General features: G+C 71.6%; 21 protein-coding genes, 1 tRNA gene and 1 pseudogene. 7 read left to right on the forward strand and 16 right to left on the reverse strand.

The window, feature by feature from the left end; genetic code table 11:
- The first annotated feature begins 2 nt into the window (after nucleotides 1-2).
- From ACVKXF_RS01720 to ACVKXF_RS01745, 6 genes and pseudogenes are all read left to right on the forward strand, one after another.
- Nucleotides 3-560 carry a GNAT family N-acetyltransferase gene (locus ACVKXF_RS01720; RefSeq protein ID WP_185021447.1) on the forward strand — a complete coding sequence of 186 codons (558 nt, stop codon included), beginning with the start codon at nucleotides 3-5 and terminating at the stop codon, nucleotides 558-560.
- A gap of 91 nt (nucleotides 561-651) precedes the next feature.
- A complete protein-coding gene (ribD, locus tag ACVKXF_RS01725) occupies nucleotides 652-1,731 on the forward strand; it encodes a bifunctional diaminohydroxyphosphoribosylaminopyrimidine deaminase/5-amino-6-(5-phosphoribosylamino)uracil reductase RibD (RefSeq protein WP_456794895.1) in 1,080 nt (359 codons plus the stop codon).
- A 29-nt stretch (nucleotides 1,732-1,760) separates the two neighbouring features.
- Nucleotides 1,761-2,390: pseudogene (gene ribA / locus ACVKXF_RS01730) on the forward strand (GTP cyclohydrolase II); the annotation flags it as partial.
- A 221-nt stretch (nucleotides 2,391-2,611) separates the two neighbouring features.
- Complete coding sequence (locus ACVKXF_RS01735; protein ID WP_222658073.1) at nucleotides 2,612-3,991, forward strand: MFS transporter; 1,380 nt, start codon at nucleotides 2,612-2,614, stop codon at nucleotides 3,989-3,991.
- Between the two features lie 159 nt (nucleotides 3,992-4,150).
- A complete protein-coding gene (locus ACVKXF_RS01740; RefSeq protein ID WP_111084200.1) occupies nucleotides 4,151-4,366 on the forward strand; it encodes a hypothetical protein in 216 nt (71 codons plus the stop codon).
- A 7-nt stretch (nucleotides 4,367-4,373) separates the two neighbouring features.
- Entirely contained in the window at nucleotides 4,374-6,227 is a 1,854-nt protein-coding gene (locus tag ACVKXF_RS01745) for an ABC transporter ATP-binding protein (RefSeq protein WP_123313782.1), read from the forward strand.
- A gap of 19 nt (nucleotides 6,228-6,246) precedes the next feature.
- Here ACVKXF_RS01745 and ACVKXF_RS01750 read toward each other — a convergent pair whose 3' ends face one another.
- From ACVKXF_RS01750 to ACVKXF_RS01765, 4 genes are all read right to left on the reverse strand, one after another.
- Nucleotides 6,247-7,716 (reverse strand): NAD-dependent succinate-semialdehyde dehydrogenase, encoded by a 1,470-nt coding sequence (locus ACVKXF_RS01750; RefSeq protein ID WP_456794896.1) that lies wholly within the window; start codon nucleotides 7,714-7,716, stop codon nucleotides 6,247-6,249.
- Nucleotides 7,717-7,769: 53 nt separating this feature from the next.
- A complete protein-coding gene (locus ACVKXF_RS01755; protein ID WP_396288885.1) occupies nucleotides 7,770-8,390 on the reverse strand; it encodes an isochorismatase family protein in 621 nt (206 codons plus the stop codon).
- Between the two features lie 23 nt (nucleotides 8,391-8,413).
- Nucleotides 8,414-9,922: a D-alanyl-D-alanine carboxypeptidase/D-alanyl-D-alanine endopeptidase gene (gene dacB, locus ACVKXF_RS01760; RefSeq protein ID WP_456794653.1), complete on the reverse strand. Its 1,509-nt coding sequence runs from the start codon at nucleotides 9,920-9,922 to the stop codon at nucleotides 8,414-8,416.
- 73 nt (nucleotides 9,923-9,995) lie between these two features.
- The gene (locus ACVKXF_RS01765; protein ID WP_456794654.1) at nucleotides 9,996-10,991 is read right to left on the reverse strand and encodes a Gfo/Idh/MocA family protein; all 996 of its coding nucleotides are present in this window, start codon (nucleotides 10,989-10,991) and stop codon (nucleotides 9,996-9,998) included.
- A 129-nt stretch (nucleotides 10,992-11,120) separates the two neighbouring features.
- On the opposite strand from ACVKXF_RS01765, the gene ACVKXF_RS01770 reads away from it, so the two are divergent.
- Entirely contained in the window at nucleotides 11,121-12,800 is a 1,680-nt protein-coding gene (locus ACVKXF_RS01770) for an HAD family acid phosphatase (RefSeq protein ID WP_456794655.1), read from the forward strand.
- Nucleotides 12,801-12,851: 51 nt separating this feature from the next.
- Here ACVKXF_RS01770 and ACVKXF_RS01775 read toward each other — a convergent pair whose 3' ends face one another.
- The 12 genes from ACVKXF_RS01775 to ACVKXF_RS01830 form a co-directional block, all read right to left on the reverse strand.
- A complete protein-coding gene (locus ACVKXF_RS01775) occupies nucleotides 12,852-13,340 on the reverse strand; it encodes a BLUF domain-containing protein (protein ID WP_261783901.1) in 489 nt (162 codons plus the stop codon).
- Nucleotides 13,341-13,383: 43 nt separating this feature from the next.
- A complete protein-coding gene (locus tag ACVKXF_RS01780; RefSeq protein WP_456794656.1) occupies nucleotides 13,384-14,187 on the reverse strand; it encodes a glycoside hydrolase family 16 protein in 804 nt (267 codons plus the stop codon).
- 193 nt (nucleotides 14,188-14,380) lie between these two features.
- A tRNA-Thr gene (locus ACVKXF_RS01785) sits at nucleotides 14,381-14,453 on the reverse strand.
- A gap of 46 nt (nucleotides 14,454-14,499) precedes the next feature.
- Entirely contained in the window at nucleotides 14,500-15,135 is a 636-nt protein-coding gene (locus ACVKXF_RS01790) for a TetR/AcrR family transcriptional regulator (protein ID WP_340196294.1), read from the reverse strand.
- 48 nt (nucleotides 15,136-15,183) lie between these two features.
- Complete coding sequence (locus ACVKXF_RS01795) at nucleotides 15,184-16,326, reverse strand: DNA polymerase III subunit delta' (RefSeq protein WP_456794657.1); 1,143 nt, start codon at nucleotides 16,324-16,326, stop codon at nucleotides 15,184-15,186.
- Nucleotides 16,327-16,387: 61 nt separating this feature from the next.
- Complete coding sequence (gene tmk / locus ACVKXF_RS01800; RefSeq protein ID WP_456794658.1) at nucleotides 16,388-17,023, reverse strand: dTMP kinase; 636 nt, start codon at nucleotides 17,021-17,023, stop codon at nucleotides 16,388-16,390.
- Nucleotides 17,020-19,824 (reverse strand): type I DNA topoisomerase, encoded by a 2,805-nt coding sequence (gene topA, locus ACVKXF_RS01805; protein WP_123313792.1) that lies wholly within the window; start codon nucleotides 19,822-19,824, stop codon nucleotides 17,020-17,022. Before topA ends, tmk begins: the two co-directional genes overlap by 4 nt.
- The gene (locus ACVKXF_RS01810; protein WP_185021450.1) at nucleotides 19,800-20,249 is read right to left on the reverse strand and encodes a hypothetical protein; all 450 of its coding nucleotides are present in this window, start codon (nucleotides 20,247-20,249) and stop codon (nucleotides 19,800-19,802) included. The genes topA and ACVKXF_RS01810 overlap by 25 nt, the downstream gene beginning before the upstream one ends.
- A gap of 16 nt (nucleotides 20,250-20,265) precedes the next feature.
- The gene (locus ACVKXF_RS01815) at nucleotides 20,266-20,616 is read right to left on the reverse strand and encodes a TadE family type IV pilus minor pilin (protein ID WP_222658086.1); all 351 of its coding nucleotides are present in this window, start codon (nucleotides 20,614-20,616) and stop codon (nucleotides 20,266-20,268) included.
- On the reverse strand, nucleotides 20,600-20,812 hold the full coding sequence (locus ACVKXF_RS01820) for a DUF4244 domain-containing protein (RefSeq protein WP_340196299.1): 213 nt from the start codon (nucleotides 20,810-20,812) through the stop codon (nucleotides 20,600-20,602). The genes ACVKXF_RS01815 and ACVKXF_RS01820 overlap by 17 nt, the downstream gene beginning before the upstream one ends.
- 85 nt (nucleotides 20,813-20,897) lie before the next feature.
- Nucleotides 20,898-21,764, reverse strand: a complete 867-nt coding sequence (locus tag ACVKXF_RS01825; protein ID WP_456794659.1) for a type II secretion system F family protein — start codon at nucleotides 21,762-21,764, stop codon at nucleotides 20,898-20,900.
- Entirely contained in the window at nucleotides 21,761-22,777 is a 1,017-nt protein-coding gene (locus ACVKXF_RS01830) for a CpaF family protein (RefSeq protein WP_456794660.1), read from the reverse strand. The genes ACVKXF_RS01825 and ACVKXF_RS01830 overlap by 4 nt, the downstream gene beginning before the upstream one ends.
- Between the last annotated feature and the right edge of the window lie 499 nt (nucleotides 22,778-23,276).

A 23,276-nucleotide genomic window follows, 5' to 3' on the forward strand; every position in this document is an offset into this window, starting at 1 on the left:
CCGTGCTGCCGGTCACGCTGGAGTCCGCCCGGGTCCGACTCGACGTCCCGACCCGGGCGGACACCGCGGCCATCACCGATGCCTGCCAGGACCCGGACATCGTCCGCTGGACGACGATCCCGACGCCGTACCGCGAGCAGGACGCACGGACGTTCGTCGACGCCCTCGTCGGTCCGGGGTGGGCATCGGACCGTGAGTACACCTGGGCGATCCGTCGCCGCGGATCGACCTGGCTCGAGGGGATCATCGGCTACCGCACGGCGGGCCGTGACCTCGGCTTCTGGCTGGCGCCCTCGGCCCGCGGTGCCGGCTTGATGCACGACGCGGTCGAGCTCGTCGTGGAGTGGGCGTTCGCCGACGGGGCCCCGGACGTCTACTGGGAGTGCTACGAGGGCAACACGGCGTCGGCCGCGGTCGCCCGGAGCGCCGGGTTCTCGTTCACCGGAACCGGGCCCGCACGGATCCCCGGACGCGACGGTGGACCGACGACCGCCTGGACCGCGGTGCGTCGTGCCGACGGTGCGCCCGCGTCCGAACTCGCGTGGCCCGACGCTCCGTGACGCTCCGTTCCTCGTGGTGACGCGTCACCGACCCTCCCGCCGGTAGGCTCGATCCGTGAGCGACACGGCACGACCCACCGAGGTCCGGGCAATGCGCCGCGGACTCGAACTCGCGGCCCTGGGCCCCGTCGTGGGCGACCACGCACGGGTCGGCGCGGTGATCCTCTCCCCCGACGGCGACGTCCTCGCCGAGGGATGGCACAAGGGTGCCGGCACCCCGCACGCCGAGGTCGACGCGATGGCGAAGGTCGACCCGGCACAGCTGCGCGGCGCCACGGCCGTCGTCACCCTCGAACCCTGCAACCACACCGGACGGACCGGCCCCTGCGCGGTCGCCCTGATCGAGGCCGGGGTCGCCCGCGTCGTGTACGCGATCGACGACCCGGGCGCGGACGTGCACGGTGGCGCCGACCGGCTCCGGGCCGCCGGGGTCGACGTCGTGTCCGGCGTGCTCGCGGACGAGGCCGAGGCGTTCCTCGAACGGTGGCTCCTGTCGGTCCGCCTCGGACGTCCCTGGGTCACCGTGAAGTGGGCGTCGAGCCTGGACGGCCGCGCCGCCGCTGCCGACGGCACGAGCAAGTGGATCACCGGCGCCGCCGCCCGGCAGCACGTCCACGAGCAGCGTGCCGCGCACGACGCGATCCTCGTCGGCACCGGCACCGTGCTGGCGGACGACCCGAGCCTCACCGCTCGGGGCGACGCCGGCGAACTGCTCGCCGACCAGCCGCTCGCGGTCGTGCTCGGCGACCGCGCCGTGCCCGACGACGCCGCGGTCCGACGACACCCGCGCGGGCTCGTGACCCTGCCGGGGCACGACCTCGCGGCCTCGCTCGCCGCCCTGCGCGGGCGCGGCGTGCACTCGGTGTTCGTCGAGGGCGGCCCCACCGTCGCGTCCGCACTCATCGCCGCCGGACTCGTCGACGAGTACCTCGTGTACGTCGCCCCCGTCCTGCTCGGCGGACCCCGGGTCGCCCTCGACGACCTCGGAGTGGGAAGCATGTCCGAGCGTCGGCGGTTGGACGTACTATCGACCACCAGCCTCGGCCCCGATCTGCTGGTCCGAGTCCGACCGCAGCGCACCGACACGACGCAGCCGCAGACACAGCAGCAGCACGACGCAGCACCCGGGTTCGGAGACGACGGGCCCACGAACGACCGGAGTACCCCATGACCGACGCGCTGACCTCCTCCACCCCGGGCAGCCCCGTCCAGTTCGAGGTGTCGACGAACGTCCCGACCACCCACGGCACGTTCCAGATGCGCGCCTACCGCGACCTCGTCACCGGTGCGGAGCACGTCGCGATCATCGGTGCGCTGCCCGACGGGTCCGCACCGTCGGACGGCGCCCTGGTCCGTGTGCACTCCGAGTGCCTGACCGGCGAGGCGTTCGGGTCGTTGAAGTGCGAGTGCGGGCCTCAGCTCGACGCCGCCCTCGACACCATCGCCGCCGAGGGCGGGGTGGTGGTCTACCTGCGCGGGCAGGAAGGGCGCGGCATCGGACTCATCAACAAGCTCAAGGCCTACCGCCTGCAAGAAGACGGCCTCGACACGCTCGACGCCAACCTGGCACTCGGGCTGCCGGCCGACTCGCGCGCGTACGGCGGGGCCGCGGGCATCCTCGCCGACCTCGGCATCACCCGGGTGCGGCTGCTGTCGAACAACCCGGAGAAGCGCCGCCAGCTCGAGGAGCACGGCATCACCGTCGACTCCCTGGTGCCGCTCGTCGTCGGCGTCTCGGTTCAGAACGCCGGGTACCTCGACACCAAGCGCGACCGGATGGGCCACCAGCTGCCCGAGCACCTCGAAGCGGGGGCCGGCGCGGGCGCCTGAGCGCGCGCAGGCGGCGGACGCTGCGGCCAGCTGACTCTGGGCTGATTCGCAGGCAGACGACATCTGTCGTATGATCGGGCTTCCGTCACAAGCGGTCCCCCACCAACCGAACGCACCCGATCGGTGCCCGCGCCACCCCGCGCGAACCGATCGGTGTCCGCCGCTTCGGGTATCCGTGCTCCCTGCCAGGAGCGCGCACCACGGAAGACCACACGACACCCATGACCGCCGCACCGGCACCAGCAACCCCGACCTCAGCTCCGGCACCAGCAGGCAACCCGCGCTCGCGGGTCGTCATCGCCAGCCTCGTCGGCACCTCGATCGAGTTCTACGACTTCTACGTCTACGCGACGGCGGCGGTCCTCGTCTTCCCGACGCTGTTCTTCCCGAACGAGGACCCCACGGCATCGCAGCTGTCGTCGTTCGTGACGTTCGCCCTCGCCTTCTTCGCGCGGCCGATCGGGTCGATCATCTTCGGGCACTTCGGTGACCGGGTCGGCCGCAAGACCACACTCGTGGCCTCGCTCCTCGTCATGGGCACCGCGACGTTCCTGATCGGGTGCCTGCCGACGTTCAGCAGCATCGGCGTCTGGGCTCCGGTCCTGCTCGCCGTGATGCGCTTCGCCCAGGGTGTCGGCCTGGGTGGCGAGTGGTCCGGCGCGGCCCTGCTCGCGACCGAGAACGCCCCGAAGGGCAAGCGCGGCGTCTTCGGTTCGATGCCGCAGCTCGGCGCGCCGATCGGCTTCCTGCTCGCGAACGGCCTGTTCATCGCGATCAACGCCGCGATGCCCGCCGGGGCCGACGGCACGCCGAACGCCGACTTCCAGGCGTGGGGCTGGCGCATCCCGTTCCTGCTCTCGGCGGTGCTCGTCATCGTCGGGCTCTACGTGCGCTTCAAGCTCGTCGAGTCGCCGGTGTTCCGCGGCGTCCAGGAGTCCGGCACGGTCGCGAAGATCCCGTTGGGCCGGGTGTTCCGCACCTCGTGGAAGGCGCTCATCGTCGGCACGCTCGGCATGGTCGCGACCTACGTCCTCTTCTACTTCATGACGACGTTCACGCTGTCCTACGGCACCACCGGCGCCGAGGCCAGCCCGCTCGTGCCGAAGGTCGGCCTCGGCTACAGCCGTGGCGAGTTCCTGACGCTGCTCATGATCGGCGTCGTCTTCTTCGGCATCTTCACCCCGATCGCCGGCATGCTGGCCGACCGCTTCGGTCGCCGGAAGACCCTCATCCCGACCACGATCGGCATCGCGCTGTTCGGTCTGACGTTCCAGTTCTGGTTCGCGGCGTCGCAGGGTCCGATCACGGTCGTGACGTTCCTGATCGTCGGGCTGTCCCTGATGGGCCTGACCTTCGGGCCGATGGGCGCGCTCCTGCCGGAGCTGTTCCCGACGAACGTCCGGTACACCGGCTCGGCGATCGCGTACAACGTCGCGTCGATCCTCGGCGCCTCGCTCGCCCCGACCATCGCCCTGGCGCTCTGGCAGCCCGACGGCAACATCTTCCTGGTCGGGCTGTACCTGACGATCGCCGCCGTCGTGACGCTCGTCGCGCTGCTCTTCGTCCGTGAGACGAAGAGCAAGGAGTTCGCCGACGCCTGAGACGTCACCACTGACCAACGGGAGGCCCGGTGCCAGCTGGCACCGGGCCTCCCGTCCGTCGTGTGCGAGCCGCGACCGCCCGGCGCACGATGCCGACGCACCAGCCTGTCCGTCAACTCAGGTTGACAGATGTCGGTGCGTCAATGTAGGTTGACGCCCATGGACCGACCGACCATCACGAGCCTCGCGGCCGGCGCCTCCGGGGACGACCCGTTCTCCGCCCTCGCCAGCGTGCGCGAGCTCCGCCGTGAACTCGACCGGACCGAGGAACTCGCTGCCCGTGCCGCCCGCAACGCCGGCGCGTCGTGGCAGGAGATCGCGACCCTGCTCGGTGTCAGCCGACAGGCAGTGCACAAGAAGTACGGCAGAAACTAGGAACACGATGAGCCTCCCCTTCGCGCGCCCCAAGAAGACCGACGGCCCCCGCGCCACCTTCGGCCGCCTGTTGTCCTACCTGTTCGAGAACAAGCCGGCGATGGTCGTCATCATCGTGCTCAGCATCCTCGGCGCCGGGGCGTCCCTCGCGCAGCCGCTGCTCGTCAACCAGGTCGTCACGGCGGTGCAGCAGGGCAACACGCTCAGCACGCTCGTGTGGCTGCTCGTCGGGCTCGTCCTGGTCGCCGGCATCTTGAACGGTGTGCAGCACTTCCTGCTCCAGCGTGCGGGTGAGGGCGTCGTGCTCTCCACGCGCCGCAAGCTCATCGCGCGCATCCTCAACCTGCCGATCTCGGAGTTCGACACCCGTCGCACCGGCGACCTGGTGTCCCGCGTCGGCAGCGACACCACGCTCCTGCGCGCCGTCCTGACCCAGGGCCTGATCGAGTCGATCGGCGGCGCCCTCACCTTCATCGGCGCGATCATCGCGATGGCGATCATCGACCCGCTGCTCCTCGTGATCGTGGTCGTCATCGTCCTGGTCGCGATCGTCGTCGTCGGCGGGCTGAGCCGTCGCATCCGGGTCGCGTCGAAGCGGGCGCAGGAGAAGGTCGGTGACCTGACCGCGGCCGTCGAGCGGGGCATCGGCGCCGTCCGCACCATCCGCGCCGCGGGCGCGACCGAGCGCGAGGTGCACGAGGTCGACGGACACGCGACCGAGGCCTACCAGCGCGGCCTCGACATCGCGAAGATGTCCGCGTTCGTCGTGCCGGTCGCGAGCATCGTCATGCAGGTGGCGTTCATCGCCGTGCTCGGCGTCGGCGGCGCGCAGGTCGCTGCGGGCACCATCACCATCGCCACGCTCATCACGTTCATCCTGCTGCTCTTCATGATGATCATGCCGCTCGGTCAGGCGATGGGTGCCGCGGTCGCGGTCGCCCAGGCGCTCGGTGCGCTCGGCCGCATCGAGGAGATCCTGCACCTGCCGACCGAGGCGCAGGACGACGCGGCTGCACGCCCCGCCGCCGCGGTCGCCTCCGACGACGCCATCACGTTCGAGCACGTCACCTTCCGCTACGCCGCCGCGGCAGATGCGTCCGGAGCAGACGGCGCGGTCGCGTCCGACCCCGCGGACCGTCCAGGAGGCCCGGATCGCCTCGCCGACGAACGTCCGGCCGACGACGTGGTGCTCCACGACGTGTCGTTCCGCGTTCCCCGCGGCTCGCGTGTGGCACTCGTGGGTCCGTCGGGTGCCGGCAAGTCGACGACCCTGGCGCTGATCGAGCGGTTCTACGACCCCACCGAGGGCGTCATCCGGCTCGGTGGCATCGACGTCCGGGGCATGGACCGCCAGGAGCTCCGTGCCCAGATCGGCTACGTCGAACAGGACGCCCCGGTGCTCGCCGGCACCATCCGCGCCAACCTGCTGCTCGGGTCGCCCGGCGCCACCGAGGACGACTGCGTCCGGGTGCTCGAGGCGGTCAACCTCGGCGAGGTGCTGCACCGCGATCCGCGCGGGTTGGACGCCCAGGTCGGCGAGGACGGGGTGATGCTCTCCGGCGGGGAACGGCAGCGCCTCGCGATCGCCCGCGCGCTGCTCGCCGCTCCCCCGATCCTGCTGCTCGACGAGTCGACGTCGTCGCTCGACGGCGTGAACGAGCAGAAGATGCGTCTGGCGATCGACGCCGTCGCCGAGGACCGCACCCTGCTCGTCATCGCGCACCGGCTGTCCACCGTCGTGGACTCCGACGTCATCGTCGTGCTCGAGCACGGCCGGGTCGTCGGTGCCGGCACGCACTCCGAGCTCGTCGAGTCGACGCCGCTCTACCGCGACCTGGCGAAGCACCAGCTGCTGGTCTGAGACCCGCCGCCGGGCTCGTTCAGGCGGCGAACGGGTCCGGGGTGAGCACGTACACGGTCTCGAGGTACTCCTCGATGCCCTCGTGCGAGCCCTCTCGGCCGAGGCCGGACGACTTCACCCCGCCGAAGGGGAACGCCGCGTTCGACACCACGCCCGTGTTCAGCCCGAGCATCCCGGTCTCCAGGCGCTCGGCGAGCCGCTGCCCACGGGGGAAGTCCGTCGTGAAGGCGTAGGCGATGAGCCCGAACTCGGTGTCGTTGGCGAGCCGGATGCCCTCGTCCTCGGTCGCGAAGCGGGTGATCGACACGACCGGTCCGAAGATCTCGGTCGTCAGGATCTCCGACCCCGGCTGCACCTCGTCGAGCACGGTCGGCGCGAAGTAGGTGCCGGGCCGCTCGACGCGGTGTCCACCGGTGACGAGCCGGGCGCCGCGGGCGACGGCGTCGTCGACGAGTCCGGCGGCCTTGTCGACCGCGCGGTCGTCGATGAGCGGACCCATCGTCGTACCGTCCTCGGTGCCACGGCCGATGCGGAGCGCGTCGACCTTCGCGGTGAGTGCGGCGACGAACGCGTCGGCGATGCCCTCCTGCACGAAGAACCGGTTCGCGGCGGTGCAGGCTTCGCCGACGTTCCGGAACTTCGCGAGCATCGCGGCGTCCACCGCGGCGTCGAGGTCGGCGTCGTCGAAGACCAACAGGGGCGCGTTGCCGCCGAGCTCCATGCTCGTCTTCAGCACGTTGTCCGCCGCCTGCTTGAGGAGCGCGGACCCCACCGGCGTCGACCCGGTGAACGTGAGCTTGCGGAGTCGGCGGTCCGCGATGATCGGCTCGGACAGCCCCTTGGCGTCGAGGGACGGCACCACGTTGAGGACGCCGTCCGGCAGCCCGGCACGGCGGAACAGCTCGACCAGGAACAGCGTGGTCAGGGGTGTGAGCTCGGCGGGCTTCACGACGACCGTGCAGCCGGCCGCCAGCGCGGGACCGATCTTCCGGGTGGCCATCGCGAGCGGGAAGTTCCACGGGGTGATCGCGTACACCGGGCCGACCGGACGCTTCAGCACGATGGCACGTCCGGTGCCCTCGGGGTTCGTGCGGTAGTCGCCGCCGATGCGGACGGCCTCTTCCGAGAACCAGCGGAGGAACTCGCCGCCGTAGACGACCTCGCCGCCGGCTTCGGCCAGCGGCTTGCCCATCTCGAGCGTCATCAGGGCGGCCAGGTCGTCCTCGTGCGCGCGGACCAGGTCGAACGCGCGGCGCAGCAGGTCGGAGCGCTGCCTCGGTGCGGTGGCGGCCCACTCCTGCTGCGCGGCGACCGCGGCGTCGAGTGCGGCGATGCCGTCCTCGGGGGTGGCGTCGGCGACCTCGGCCAGGACGTCGCCGGTCGAGGGGTCGCGGACGGCGAACGTGGCGCCGCTCGTCGACGACCGCCACGCCCCGCCGATGAACAGGCCGGTCGGGACGCCCCGCACGGTGACGTGGTCGTCGCCCACGGTCGTGACGAGGTCGCCGGTCGTGGTGTCGGTGTCGGTGCTCGTGGTGTCGGTCACAGCTGTGCTCCTCCGGGGTTCGCGAGCCCCTCGTCCATGTCGCTGCGGTCGACGTGTCCGCCGGCCGCTCGGATCTCGTCGAGCGCGCGGTCGCTGCGCTCGGGGTCGACGCCGGCCACCAGGTCCTCGTAGACGGCGACGTCGATGCCGGCGGCGCGCGCGTCGAGCGCCGAGGCCCGGACGCAGTGGTCGGTGGCGATGCCGACGATGTCGACGGAGTGCACCCGGTGGTCCGTCAGGATCTCCGGCAACGGCACGCCGTCTTCGGTCCTCGCCTGGAACGCCGAGTAGTCCGGCGTGCCCTGGCCCTTGAAGACGTCGACGTCGATCGGATCGGTGTCGAGCTCCGGGTGGTACTCGGCGCCCGGTGTGCCGGCGACGCAGTGCACGGGCCACGTGTCGACGAAGTCGGGGCCCTCCGGTCCGGCGAAGTGTCCGCCGTTGTCGTCGTCCCCGTGGTGCCAGTCGCGGGAGCCCACGATCAGGTCGTACTCCTCGGCGTGCCGGCCGAGGAACGCGCTGATCCGTTCCGCGAGGGCCGCACCGCCGGCCACCCCGAGCGCACCGCCCTCGGTGAAGTCGTTCTGGACGTCGACGATGAGGAGTGCCCGTGCCATGGACCCATCCAACACCCGGTGACTCAGGAGTCGGTGAGCTTGCTCCCGCAGGAGTACGTCGCCGCGGTCACCGCGTCGAGCGCCGGCAGCGCGGCCGCTCGCGACGACCCGATGGCGTAGAACGCGAAGGTCAGGCGGGATCCGTCCGCGGCGTCGATGTACCCGCCGAGTGTGTTCGCGCTGTCGATCCACCCGGTCTTCGCGTGCACCTTGCCGCGCGCGACGGCGTTCGCGCCGGTGAAGCGGCTGGCGAGGGTGCCGGACTGGCCCGACACGGGCAGTGCGTTCGCCAGGGTCCCGAGCCCCTTCGCTCCCGAGGCGACCTGCACCATGAGGTGGGCGACGAAGTTCGGCGACACCGCGTTCGCAGCGCTCTCGCCCGACCCGTCCTTGATGACGATCCCGGCCGGGTCGACGCCGTAGGAGCCGAGCGCCGACTGGTACACCGAGGTGAGCGACGCCGCCGAGCCGTTCGAGCCGGACTCCTTCGACGACACCCGGGCGAGCATCTCGGCGAGGGTGTTGTCCGAGTTCGGGATCATCTGCCCGACGAGCGTCGACACCGGCTGCGACGACACCGTCGCGATGGTGTCCGTGCTGGTCGTGGCACGCTTGACGATCTGTGCGTTCGCGGCGCCCGCCACCCCGGCGTTCGCCAGTGCCGTCCGGAACGCCGCGCCGGCCCGACCGACCGGGTCCTCGGACCGGGGCGAGGTCGCCGCGGCCGGGTTCGCCCGGTCACCGTCGACCATCAATGCGGTGACCTTCGGCTGGTACCCGATGGTGCGCTCGGACACCGGCCACGTGGGGTCCCACGCGTCGGCGTCGCTCCAGTACGTGTCGTCGGTCACGATCGTGCTGACGGCGGCGTCGCCGACCTTCGCCTTCACCTGCTGGGCGAGCTGCGCGAGCGTCGGGGCGCCCGGGTAGACCGTGCCGTTGCCCGCCGACAGGGTCGCGTCGCCGTGTCCGACCAGTGCGATGGTCCCGCCGGACTCCTGCGTGACCGTGGTCGGGATGCGGTGGTCGCCCCCGAGCACCGAGAGTGCCGTCGCCGTCGTCAGGGTCTTCATGACGCTGCCGGTCTGGGCTGCCGTGTCCCCGTTCTTCGAGAACAGGACCTCGCCCGTCTTCGCGTCCATGACGTAGCCCTCGAACGCGCCGAGACCGCTCGCCGACGCCGCGCCCGCGATCGAGCAGGTGCGCAGCGCGGACGGGCCGGCCGGGTCCTTCGGCACCGCGCGGGCGTCCGGGGTCGGTGTCGGCGTGCTCGTCGGTCGCTTCGTCGCGGCGGTCGAGCGACTCGGCGTCGACGTCGCGCTCGAGGTCGTCGGCGGTGCGGCGGACGTGCGGGTGTCCGGTGTCATCGCCGCGGCGACCGCGACTGCCCCGCCCGAACCGACCACGAGCAGGGCGGCGAGCCCACCGGCGATCCAGGGCACCGGACGTCGCACGGCGGAGGCGCGCGCTGCTGCGACGGCGGCGCGGAGACGCTCCGGTACGGAAGGCGGGGTGGGCTGCTGCTCGGACATCGCGACCGATCCTACGGAACTGCGGCAGGAGCCTCCAGGCCGGATCGTCGCCGTGTGGACGACGCGACCCGGATCAGGGTGCTGTGGGGGCGTCGTCCGCGGGATAGCGCACGCCGACCTGTCGGCGGGCCTCGTCCATGACGGCCATGATCGCGACCGACTGCTCGGCGTCCATCGGACCGCCTTCGTGCACACCCGACCTGATCATCGCCTCGAACGCACGGGCCTCGTGCCCGTAGCCGGCGAGTTCCTCGCGTGCGTCGAACTCCTCGACCACGACACCGTCGCGGTCCCGGATCCGCCACGTCGTCGGGGTGTACCAGGTCGAGTCGAGGTCGATGCGCCCCGATTCGCCGATGACCGACGCGGTGTTCGGACTGCGCAGGTCCATCCCGAAGTGGATCATCGACTGCGTCCCGCCGTCGTGCGTGAGGACGACGCCCATCTGCGTGTCGACGCCCTGCTCGCTCAGTGTGCCGGCCGCGACGAGCGAGGTGGGCACCCCCAGCACGTCGACGGCGAAGGACACCGGGTACACGCCCAGGTCCAGCAGGGCCCCACCCCCGAGGGCGGGGTCGCGCAGCCGGTGCGACGGATCGGTGGGCAGGGCCTGGTGGTGCGTCGCCTCGACGAGCACCGGCCGTCCGATGCGCCCCTCGGCCAGGACCTCGCGGATCATCGCCATCTGCGGCAGGAAGCGGGTCCACATCGCCTCGGTCACCGCGACTCCGGCTCGACGGGCAGCGTCGACCACCGTGCGTGCCTCGGCCGCGGTCATCGTGAAGGCCTTCTCGACGAGGACGTGCTTGCCGGCGCGGATCGCGAGCAGGGCGTCCTCGGCGTGCCGGACGTGCGGGGTCGCGACGTACACGGCGTCGACCGTGTCGTCGGCGACGAGGTCCTCGTAGGAACCGTGCGCCCGGGGGATGCCGAACTCCGCCGCGAACGCCTCGGCGCCGCCGCTTGTGCGACTGCCGACCGCCGTGAACTCGATGCCCGCGGCGACGCAGTCGCCCACGAAGGACCGGGCGATGCCGCCCGTGCCGATGACTCCCCAGCGAACCGTCATGCGGCCATGTCTACCAGGACGGGCCGCAGCACTTTGGTATGGACTCCACGGGTGATTGCCAGCTAACGTGCTGCGAGATCCCCCATCCGGGGGTCACTCCTCCCCGAGTCGAAGGTGTGCAGGTCCTCCATGCGCCGTTCCGTCCTCACCGTCGTCGCCACCAGCGCGGCGATCGTCCTCACGTCCACCCTGGTCGGCGGCCCGGCCAGCGCACACGGGTGGGGAGGACCAGGACACGGACCGGGGCGCTCGCCAGGGCACTCCGCCGACGCCGGCCTGACGCCGCGGACGCACTTCACGATGGCCGCCGACGGCACGTCCGGTGCGACGCAGGGCGGCGAGGGCATCCCGAACATCGACTCCGTCAAGAAGACCATCGCCACGTACTACGGCGACCCCGGCACGGGCCTGGCGAACCGGACCGACTCCCCCTACATCCGTGAGATGCGGTCCATCGTTGCCCGCCAGGGAGCGTCGCTGCAGCGCATCCACGACCGGGCCGTCCGGCACGGCGAGAAGCCCGCGATCGTCCTCGACGCCGACGACACCACCCTGTGGACGTACGACATGGAGGTCGCGGACATGCACTTCGTGTTCGACCCCGCGCGGCAGGACGAATGGGTGCAGGACGAACGCTTCGCCGCCACCCCGTCCATGGTCGGTTTCGTCAACCGCGCCGCCGCGATGGGCTTCACCGTGTTCGGACTGACCGGCCGGAACGACGACCAGAAGACCGCGACCGTGCAGAACCTGTCGAAGGTCGGGTACACGGCCTTCGCCGAGGACCGCTTCTTCACGAAGTGGACCGGCACGGGCGCCTCGCAGCAGCCGTCGTACATCACCTGCGCCACGGCGAAGTGCACCACCGTCGAGTACAAGGCCCTCACCCGCAAGCACATCGAACAGGACCTCGGCTACGACATCACGCTGAACATCGGCGACCAGTGGAGCGACCTGCAGGGCGGGTACGCCGACCGGTCCCTCAAGCTGCCGAACCCCACCTACTACCTGCCCTCGGCCGACCTGCCCGGCGTCTCCGAACCCCGGCTGTCCCCACGGACGCAGTTCACGATGGCGGCCGACGGCTCCTCCGGCGCGACGCAGTCCGGCGAGGGCATCCCGAACATCGACTCCGTCAAGAAGACCATCGCCACGTACTACGGCGACCCCGGCACCGGACTCGCGAACCGCACCGACTCCCCGTACATCCGCGAGATGCGGTCCATCGTGCAGCGACAGGCCCCCGTCGTCGCCGCCCAGTGCGCCGTCGGTCGGAAGCTGCACCGCAACCCCGCGATCGTGCTCGACGCCGACGACACCACCCTGTGGACCTACGACATGGAGGTCGCGGACATGCACTTCGTCTTCGACCCCGCGCTGCAGGACGAATGGGTGCAGGACGAACGGTTCCCGGCGACCCCGTCGATGACCTCGCTCGTGTCGATCGCCCAGCGTTCCGGCTGCACGATCATCGGGCTGACCGGCCGGAACGCCGATCAGGAGACCGCCACCATCGACAACCTGCAGCGGGTCGGGTACCCGCAGTTCTCGGCCACGAAGCGCGGGACCGAGACCTACTACACGAAGTGGACCGGGGTCGGGGCGTCGCAGCAGCCGTCGTACATCACCTGCGCCACGGCGAAGTGCACCACCGTCGAGTACAAGTCGCAGACCCGGGCGCACATCGAGTCACGAGCGGGTGGCCGGTACGACGTGGTCGCGAACTTCGGTGACCAGTACAGCGACCTGCTCGGGGGCTCGGCGGACCGCAGCGTCAAGCTGCCGAACCCGACGTACTACCTGCCCTGAGCCGGCCGCGCCGGCGCGGTCGCGTCCGCGCGGTCGCGTCGGCGCGTGCGCTCAGCGTCGGTGCTTGCCGAGTGCGGCGTCGGGGGCGGCCATCGGGTGCGTGCGGAACCAGCGCAGCAGCGCTCGCGCCTTGCTGGTGTCCGCGCTCCGGTCACCGTCGGTCAGGAACGTGTCGAAGCCGTCGGGGAGCGCGGCCTCGTGGCCGCGGTCGAACGCCATCGTCCACTCCCCGAACCGCGGGGTGTGGATCCGCTCCTCGACGAGCAGCCCGACGTCGGTGTGCCGGGGGTCCTCGATGATGCGCTGGTACGTCTCGAGGACGGCGGCCTCCGGGCCCTCGAGCAGCTGCATGAACCGACCGTCCTTGTACACGAGGAGGCCGGACAGGCCGGATGCGGCGTTCCGTGCTCTGGCGTGTTCGAGCAGCGCATCGAGGCGATCCTGGTCGAACGGTTCGTCGGCGGCGCTCATGTAGACGAGTGACAGGAGCATGACGACCTTTCGAACGGAGAACGCGGCTTCGGTTCGATCGTCGCGCACGGCGGCGCTTCCGCGCAGCCCCAGAACGGGGAGCGCGTCGGCGTCACTGCGCGTCGTACGTGCGGACCCAGTCGATCTGCAGGTGGCCGGCCTTGCCCCAGTTGCCGACCTGCACCATGTAGCGGTGCGGGGTCGTCGGGACGTTCCGCGCGACCGTGAAGACGAGCTTGCCGTCGAGGTAGTAGTGGATCGCCCGCCCGGGGATCCACTCCGTCGTGTAGGTGTGCCAGTCGCGCCAGGACACCCGGGTGTTGTAGTTGTCCGAGGCCTTCTCGAGCCCGGGCAGCATCGAGTGGTGGAACACCCGCGGCGAACCGTCGAAGTTCCCCTCGGGGTAGTTCAGCTCCCCGTCCGCCCAGTCGTTCGACGTCGGCCAGAGCATGATCGCGGCACCGTTCTTGTCGCCGCCCGTCGCCCGAGCACGGATGCTGAACGACCCGCCGACGTGGGACCAGGCGTCCTCCGGGGTGCCGAAGGTGCCGGCTGAGCCGTGCTCGCCGTCGAGGGCGATGTCCATGTACCCGTCGTGCGCACTGACCATCTTGCTCGGGTAGTACTTGCCGCCGGTGCCGTCCGGGTACGGCTGCCACGACTGCGCGTACGTCGCCGCGAAGGGACCGTCCGCCGCTGCCGGGGTGTCGAAGTCCACCGAGAAGGTCGGTGTGCGCCCGATGGTCGGGTCGGTCGCGGCGGTGGTCGGTTGCGGGGTCGCGCTCGCGCTGCTGGTCGATCCCCCGGCCGCGGTCGCCGAGGACGTCGCCCGCGACTCCGGCACGGCGGCGGCGGTGATGGCCAACGCGGCAGCCGCAGCAGCCACCAGGACGACGGTCGTCGCGCGCTTGAACACGGTGCCTCCGTCGGTCGGCCGCCGAGGGGTGCGGGGCGGTGCGGGTGGTGGTCGCGGGGATCCCTGCAACGCCGAAAGGCTATCCCGCGCCGTACCCCGCTGTCTGGTCCGGAGCCAAGGGGTGCGGTTTCCCGCAGACGCAGAAATCCCCGGTCAGGACCTGATGCAGATCCGTGACCGGGGACGTGTTCCGAGCCGCCTGTCGGAATCGAACCGACGACCTATTCATTACGAGTGAATCGCTCTACCGACTGAGCTAAGGCGGCGCGCTCGCTCCGATTCCGGAGCGGCACGAGCAATGACTATACAGGTTCAGACGAGTGAACGCGAAACGAGCACGCCGAGCTCGGCGAAGGACCGGCGGAGCTCGTCGACCAGGTGCGAACCGCCCTCGGACCCGGACCACTCCCACCACGCGTGCCGCAGTGCGCCGAGGGCGACGATCGACGCCAGGCGCGCCCGCCGACGGAGCGCATCGGGGTCTGCAGCGAGCTCGGGGTCCTCGCGTTCGATCCGCCGGGTGACTGCGGCCTGGATCTCGGCCTGGAACTCCTTCATCGACTCCATGCGACGGCTGAAGAGCTCGGGGTTCGCTCGGAGCACCTGCTGTCGCTCCTCGATCAGTCCACGCTCCTCGATGAGCTCCTGCGTCGAGTGGACGAGCAGCGCGCCGAGGTCCGACAGCAGGTCGCCCCCGGGCCCGCCGTCGACGAACTCCTGCAGTGCGGCGTCGTCGGGCAGTTCCGGGTCGTCCCCGAGGATCGCCTGTTCCTTGCTCGGGAAGTAGTTGAAGAACGTGCGGGGTGAGACGTCGGCCCGACGGGAGATCTCGTCCACGGTGACCGCGCCGAGGCCGTCCTCGATCGCGATGCGGAGCGCGGCGGCCTGGATGGCGCGGCGGGTGGCGCGGCGTTTCCGTTCGCGCAGGCCGGGTTCAGCGTCGGGCATGCCGTGATTGTCCCACGCCCCGATCGGCGCGGGGAGCGTCGGCGGCGGTCAGTGCCGGACGCGGGCGATCGTGACGAGCAGCGCCTCGAGCGCGAGCAACGCCGCCACGTTCGCGGCGATCCGCTGCCGGGCGAGGGCGATCGCGTCGAGCACCTCGAGCGCCGCGGCCGGCGTGACCGACTGCAGGGCGTGGTCGAGGTGGTCGCGCATCGCCAGGTTGACCGGCTCGGCCGGCGCACCGAGACCGAGCAGGAGCAGGTCGCGGTAGAGCGAGGACACGTCGACCAGGATGCGGTCGAGGCCGTCGCGCAGGCTGCGGGTCGCGCGGCGCTTCTGGTCCTCTTCCAGCAGGCGGAGCTGCGAGCGGAGGGCTGGCGGGATCGTGCCGCCGGGCTCGATGCCGAGCGACCGCAGCGCCGCGTCGCGTTCCTCGGAGTCGCGCTGCTGCGTGATGGCGTTGGCGTCCTCGTCCGCGACGGCGAGCAGGTCGGCGGCGGCCATCACCGCGTCGCCGACGCTCCGGACGCCGAGCACGGTCGTCAGGGTGCGGCGACGGCGATCGCGGGCGTCCTCGCTCGTCGCCAGACGCTGCGCCATCCCGATGTGGCTCTGCGCCTGCCGTGCTGCGTCCATCGCGAGGGCGCGGTCGATGCCGGTGCGCGCGACGAGCAGGTCGGCGACGGACTCGATGCCGGGGACCCGGAGTCGCACGGAGCGGACGCGCGACCGGATCGTGGGCAGCAGGTCCGCTTCACTCGGGGCGCAGAGGATCCACACCGTGCGCTCCGGTGGTTCCTCGAGCGCCTTGAGCAGCAGGTTCGAGGTGCGTTCCGTCATGCGGTCGGCGTCCTCGATGATGACGATGCGGTACCGCCCGACCGACGGCGAGTAGTACGACGACGTGACGAGCTGCCGGATCTCGTCGATGGTGATGATCACGCGTTGTGTCGTGAGCACCGACACGTCTGGGTGCGTCTTTGCGGTGATCTGCTGCAGGGTGTGGTCGTCGTCTGGACCGTTGCCCACGAGAGCCGCCGCGAACGCCGTCGCCACGTTCGACCGGCCGGATCCGGGAGGGCCCGTGATCAGCCACGAGTGCGTCATGCCACCGGTGCCGTCGGTCGACTCCGCGGCGTTCCGGAGGGAGGCGACTGCCTCTTCCTGCCCGGTCAGGCCGTCCCACACGCTCACGGGACCATCCTGTCAGCGACCACCGTCAGGCGGCCGACCATCGTCGTCCGGGTGGCCACGGTCATGCCGGGTCGATCGCGACGAGCGGGGCGACCGCGGCGCGGATGGCGCGCTGGACGTCCTCGGTGGAGCCGCCGGCGTCGACCACCAGGAACCGGTCGGGCTCGGCCGCCGCCATGTCGAGGAACGCCTGCCGTACCGACTCGTGGAACGCCTCGGCCTCGGACTCCAGGCGGTCGAACGTGTCCCCGCGGGCCGCGGCGACCCGCGCGCGGCCGACCGTCACGTCGAGGTCGAGCAGGATCGTCAGGTCCGGCACCAGGCCGTCCGCCGCCCACGCCGACACCGAGCGGATGTGCTCGGCGCCCAGACCGCGCGCGACCCCCTGGTAGGCGACCGACGAGTCGATGTACCGGTCCTGCAGCACGACCTCGTCGCGGGCGATCGCCGGACGGACGACCGTCTCGACGTGGTGGGCGCGGTCCGCCGCGTACAACAGCGCCTCGGCTCGGGGCGACACGTGCCCGCGCTCGTGCAGGACGATCTCGCGGATCCGCAGTCCCAGCTCGGTGCCACCGGGCTCGCGGGTCCGCAGGACGGTGCGACCGTGCTCGACGAGCCACGCCGAGAGCAGCTCGGCCTGGGTCGTCTTGCCCGCACCGTCGCCGCCCTCGAGCGTGATGAACCGTCCGGTCACTTCTTCTTGGCCGGCGCCCGTCGGGCCGGCGTCTTCTTCTTGACCGGGCCCTTCGCGCGCTTGTCCGCGATGAGCTGGACGGCACGGGCGTGGTCGACGGCCTCGACGTCCTCGCCCTTCGGGATCGTCGCGTTCGTCTCACCGTCGGTGACGTAGGGGCCGAAGCGGCCGTCCTTCATCTTGATCGGCTTGCCGGACACGGGGTCCGCCTCGAACTCCTTCAGCGCGGAGCTCGCGGCACGGTTGCCGCCGTACTTCGGCTGCGAGAAGATCTCGAGCGCACCGGCCAGGTCGATGTCGAAGATCGCGTCCTCGCCGGGCAGGGTCCGGGTGTCCGTCCCCTTCTTCAGGTACGGGCCGTAGCGACCGTTCTGCGCGGTGATGTCGTTGCCGGTCTCCGGGTCCTGGCCGACGACGCGGGGCAGGTCGAGGAGCTTCAACGCGGTCTCGAGGTCGACGGTCGCCGGGTCCATCGACTTGAACAGCGAGGCCGTCCGTTCCTTGGGCGCCGCGGCCTTCTTCGTCGTCTTCTTCGCCGGGGCCTTCTTCGCCGGTGCCTTCTTGCCGGTCGTGGTCTCGGCGGGGGCCTCGGCCGCTGCGGGCTCGGGCACAGCCGCGGCCTCGACGACCTCACCGGTCTTCGGGTCGACGGTGGGCTCGGGCTCCGGGGTGCGCTCCGTGACGTAGGGACCGAAGCGGCCGTCCTTCGCCAGGACCTCCTTGCCCGTGTCCGGGTTGATGCCCACGACGCGGTCGCCGATGACGGGGGCGTCGACGAGTTCCTTCGCCTTCTCGACGGTCAGCTCGTCGGGGGCCAGGTCCTCGGGGACGTTGACGCGACGCGGCTTCTCCGGGTCGTCGCTCGGCACCTCGATGTAGGGGCCGTACCGACCGATCCGCAGGGTGAGGCCCGGTGCGAGCTCGACCGAGTTGATCTCACGCGCGTCGATCTCACCGAGGTTGTCGATGACGGTCCGCAGGCCGCGCTGGTCGTCGTCGCCCCCACCGAAGTAGAAGCCCTTGAGCCAGTCGACCCGGTCGGCGTCGCCGCGGGCGATCCGGTCGAGGTCCTCTTCCATCTCGGCGGTGAAGTCGTACTCGACCAGTTCGCCGAAGTACTCCTCCAGCAGCCGGACCACGCTGAACGCGATCCAGTTCGGCACGAGCTGGGTACCGCGCAGCGACACGTAGCCGCGGTCGATGATCGTCGGGCTGATCGTCGGGTACGTCGACGGACGCCCGATCCCCAGCTCTTCCAGCGTCTTGATGAGGCTGGCCTCGGTGAAGCGTGGCGGCGGCGTGGTGTCGTGGCCCTTCGCCAGCACGTCGTGCACCTCGAGGTGCTCGCCCTGCTTGACGTCGGGCAGGGCGACGTCCTGCCCGGCACGCTCGCTCGACTCGTGACGGTCCTCGTCGCGGCCCTCTTCGTAGGCGCTGAGGAAGCCGCGGAACGTGATGACGGTGCCGGACGCGGTGAACTCGGCGTCGGTGCCGTTCGCGGTCGACGTGATGCCCTCGACGGACTCGGTCGACGCGATGCCGAGCACGATCGACGCGGTCGAACCCTTGGCGTCCGCCATCTGGGACGCGATGGTGCGCTTCCAGATGAGGTCGTAGAGCCGCCACTCGACGCCGGTCAGCGTGCCCTGGAGCTCCTGCGGGGTGCGGAAGGAGTCACCCGACGGACGGATCGCCTCGTGCGCCTCCTGCGCGTTCTTGCTCTTGCTCGCGTACAGCCGGGGCTTGTCCGGCACGGTCGCGGCGCCGTAGAGGTCGGCCGCCTGCTTGCGTGCGGCGTCGATCGCCTGCTTCGAGAGCGAGACGGAGTCGGTACGGATGTAGGTGATGTAGCCGTTCTCGTACAGGGTCTGGGCTGCACGCGCCGTCTGCCGCGGCGACAGCCGCAGCTTGCGCGCTGCCTCCTGCTGCAGGGTCGACGTGGTGAACGGTGCCGCCGGACGGCGGGTGTACGGCTTCGAGTCGACGCTGCGGACGGTGGCGTCCCCGGCGCGCTCGAGCACGGTGGTCAGCGAGGCGGCTGCGGCCTCGTCGAGGCGCACGACGTCGCCGCTGAGCGCACCGCGGTCGTCGAAGTCGCGGCCCGAGGCGACGCGGGTGCCCTGGATCCGGGCGAGTCGCGCGGAGAAGGAGGACTCCCCCGTCTTCTCGAAGCGCGCGGAGAGGTCCCAGTAGTTCGCGGAGACGAAGGCGAGGCGCTCGCGCTCACGGTCGACCACGAGCCGGGTCGCGGCGGACTGCACACGACCGGCGGAGAGGCCGGGAGCGACCTTGCGCCACAGGACCGGCGAGACCTCGTACCCGTAGAGACGGTCGAGGATGCGGCGGGTCTCCTGCGCGTCGACGAGAGCGGTGTCGAGCTCACGGGTGGCCTCCTGCGCCCGCTGGATCGCCTCCTTCGTGATCTCGTGGAAGACCATCCGCTTGACGGGGACCTTCGGCTTGAGGACCTGGAGCAGGTGCCAGGCGATCGCTTCACCTTCGCGGTCTTCATCTGTTGCGAGGTAGAGCTCGTCGGCGTCCTTGAGCGCACGCTTGAGCTCGGCGACCGTCTTCTTCTTGGCGTCGGACACGACGTAGTACGGCTCGAAGCCGTTGTCGACGTCCACCGAGAACTTGCCGAGGGAGCCCTTCTTGAGCTCGGCCGGCAGGTTCTTCGGCTCGACGAGGTCGCGGATGTGTCCGACCGAGGCCTGGACTTCGTATCCGTCACCGAGGTATTGCGCGATCGTCTTCGCCTTCGCAGGGCTCTCGACGATCACGAGCTTCTTCGTGCCTGGCACGTGTCTCCTTGATCCGTGGTGCTGGTCGGCCCTGGACACGAACGTGTCCGGGTCGCCCGGGACATCGGTGACCGGTGGCCGACAGGCACACCATACACACAGTGCTCGGGCTGGCAGTCCGCCGGACCGGCGACCGCGGATGCGCCCACGGCGAACGGTCCGGAGCCGACGACCACGCGCACCCGGGCCGTCGTGGCGGCGAGGTCGCAGCTCGCGAGCGCCGAGCCGTTCGCCCGCGCGACCCGCTCGGCGACGTCGCACGGCTGTCCGGTGAGGAGCCCGATCGACGTCGCGGCGGCCGAGGTCGCGGCGGCGTCGGCGGCGTCCCCGGCCCGGACCGCCTGCGTGCGGTGTCCGGCCGCGGCGAGCGCCGCCGACCCGACGAGCACCCCGATGCCCAGGACCGCGGCGACGAGCACGGTCACCGATCCGCGCTCGGGGTCAGCGTCCTCGTGCCGCAGCACAGGCCGTCGCCCGGAGCGGCAGCACTGCGAACGGACCGGTGCCGCCGCGCGTGGCGTCGACGCACACCAGGTCGGCCGTGCGCCGGACGGTGACGGAGGATCCCGGCGCGATCCGCTCGGCGGCGGCGAGTCCGACGGCGTCGTCCCCGCGTCCGACACCCCGCGCAGCCACCGCCGCGGCCGACTGCAGGCGTCCCTGTCCGTCGACGACGAGGACGGCCGCGACGAGCAGCGTGAGGACGAGTGCGACGACGGGCAGCACGACCGCGAACTCGACCGTGACCGAGCCCCGGTCACCGGATCCAGCACGGTCACAGCGCGAGGGCACCGCGGACGAGCTCGGTGAGGATGGTCTGGACCTCGCCCGAGCGCATGACGGCGACGAGCACGCCGGCGAACGCCACGGCGGCGAGGATGACGACCGCGTACTCGGCGGTCGCGGACCCCTGGTCGTCCTGGGCGGCGGCGTGGAGCCGGTCGACGACGCGGTGGGTGCGACGGATGCGGTTCGGTGTGGTGCTCATGGGTTTCGTCCCTTCTGTTGCGTGGTTCCCAGCGTGGCGCGCGGTCACCGCCCGGTCGGGACCTCGATGGGCATCTGTGGAGAGGTCACCGCGCACCGACGACGGTGGAGGAGAGGACGCCGACCACGACGGGCACCACCCCGACGAGCACGAACGCGGGCAGGACGCAGGTGCCGAGCGGCAGCACCAGTCGGACCGCCAGGCGCTCGGCCGCTGCGAGTCCGGCGGCAGCGGCGTCGTCACGGACGTCCTCCGCGGCACGACGCAGCAGTCCCGCGGCGGGGACGCCCGCGCGCTGGGCCAGGTCGAGCACCTCGCGCAGGCGGACCGCGTCTGCGGCCGGAGGGACGTTCCCGCCGGTGGCACGACGGACCGCTTCTCCGGCCGCGATCCACGAACCGCCACCGGACACGGCGACCGCCCAGGCGTCGAGGACGACCCCGGGGACGCGCCCGTCCGGCGTCGCCGACCGGACGAGCCGCGCGGTCCACGCCCGCCCGAGCAGCACGAGCAGCGCCGCGACCGCCGAGCACCCCCAGCCGAGCGGCGATCCGGTGAGGACCTGCACGGCTCCGGATCCCCACGAAGCTCCGAGCCCGAGCCCGAAGAGCGGCAGTGCCAGGACCACGCGGGCGCTGGTGCGCGGGCCGGCGAGGGCGACCCGGATCGCCCGGTCCGATGCCGCCGATCGACGGAGCGCGCCGGCGAGGGCGCCGAGCGTCTCCGCGACGGGGGCGCCGGTCCGTTCCGCGACCCGGAGGACGACGGCGATGTCCGCGGAGGCCGGGGCGTTCCCGGCCGGGAGCCTGCCGACGAGCTCCCAGGCCCGTGCCGGAGGGACCCCGGCCGCGATGAGTGTCGCCACCCGGTCCAGGGTGCCGGCCACGCGCGCCGGGTCGAACGGCGCCGGACGCCGATCGCGGCGCCCCCGGCGGGGCGGCCACCTGCTCACGGTGCGCCGTCCACCGGGCGGACCCCGAGCCTCCCGTCCGACCCGACGTGGAACGCGCCGACCGCGGCGAGCCGTCGTCCGCCTGCCCGGCGCTCGACGTGGAGCACCAGGTCGAACGCACTGACCGCCTGTCGGGCCAGCGCCTCGACCCCGAGCCCGGCGAGGGCACCGAGCGCCTCGAGCCGAGCGGCGACGTCCGCGACACCGTTCGCGTGCACGGTGCCGGCACCGCCGTCGTGGCCGGTGTTCAGCGCGGACATGAGCTCGCGGACCTCGGCGCCCCGGCACTCCCCCACGACGATCCGGTCGGGTCGCATCCGCAGCGCCTCGCGCACGAGGCGGTCCAGGCCGAGCGCTCCGACGCGCTCGGCGTTCGCCTGTCGTGCCTCGAGCGCGACCACGTGCGGGTGGGCGATGCGCAGCTCGGCGACGTCCTCGACCGTGACGATCCGCTCGTCGGCAGGGACGGCGCCGAGCAGCGCGGCGAGCAGGGTGGTCTTGCCGCTGCCGGTCGCACCGGTGACCAGGACGTTGCGGCGCGCGGCGACGGCGGCCTCGACGACGGAGCGTGGCACCTGCTCGAAGGTGCCGGCGCGTTCGAGCGCTGCGAGGGTCGGACGCTCGGGGTGCGGGAGTCGGATCGAGACCGCGGTGCCGCCGACCGAGACCGGGGCGAGTACGACGTGCACCCGGATGCCGTCGCCGTGCCGGACGTCGGCGCACGGCGTGGTCTCGTCGACGTGGCGTCCGCCGAGCGCCACCAGGCGCGTGGCGAGCTCGCGGGTGCGCGACTCGGTCAGGCGCGGCGCGGCGGCTTCGAGTCCGCCGCCACGGTCGGTCCAGGTGCCGACACCGCCGACGACCAGGACGTCGGTGACCCCGGCATCGGAGACGAGTCCGGCGAGTTCCTCGAACTCGACGACACCGTGCGTTCGGCGTCGAAGGACGGTGGCGGTCCCGGGAAGCAGAGGCCCAGCCCCGGGCAGGAAGGGCGCGGCGCGGTGACGGTGCATGACGCCAGAGCGTACGAGGCGAGCCGCTTTCGGCATCCGGTGCCACAAGCAGCCTGTGGAGCGGTATGGACGCGAGCGAGCAACGGACCGGTTTGTCCCCCGAAACAGAAAGTCGTACCCCACTCCACGGCGCGAATGTCGGCGGGCCTCGCCACGGCTGATCGCGACAGGACCCCGGACGCAGGGCTACCGAACGGGAGTAGCAATTGCTACGACGGAGCTGCGCGCTCCATGCGTGAGCATGTACCGGTCTGTCCACTCGACCGGCATGCCTGCGCGGATCGCCGCCGATCGCCGGCGGCCGACGAGCGTCGATCGCTCGAGTCGGACTCCGGGCAAAAGAAGAGGCGGCACCGGTTGGGGGGAACTGGTGCCGCCTGGACATCGAAGGATTGGGGGGAATCCGATTCGATGCCGCCGGAAACGAGTCCAGCAGGAACTACTGTACCCCACGATCCGCCCCTCGGGGCAACCCCCGACACGACCGCCGGGCGTGCCG

It is taken from the genome of Curtobacterium sp. PvP017 (assembly GCF_054060195.1).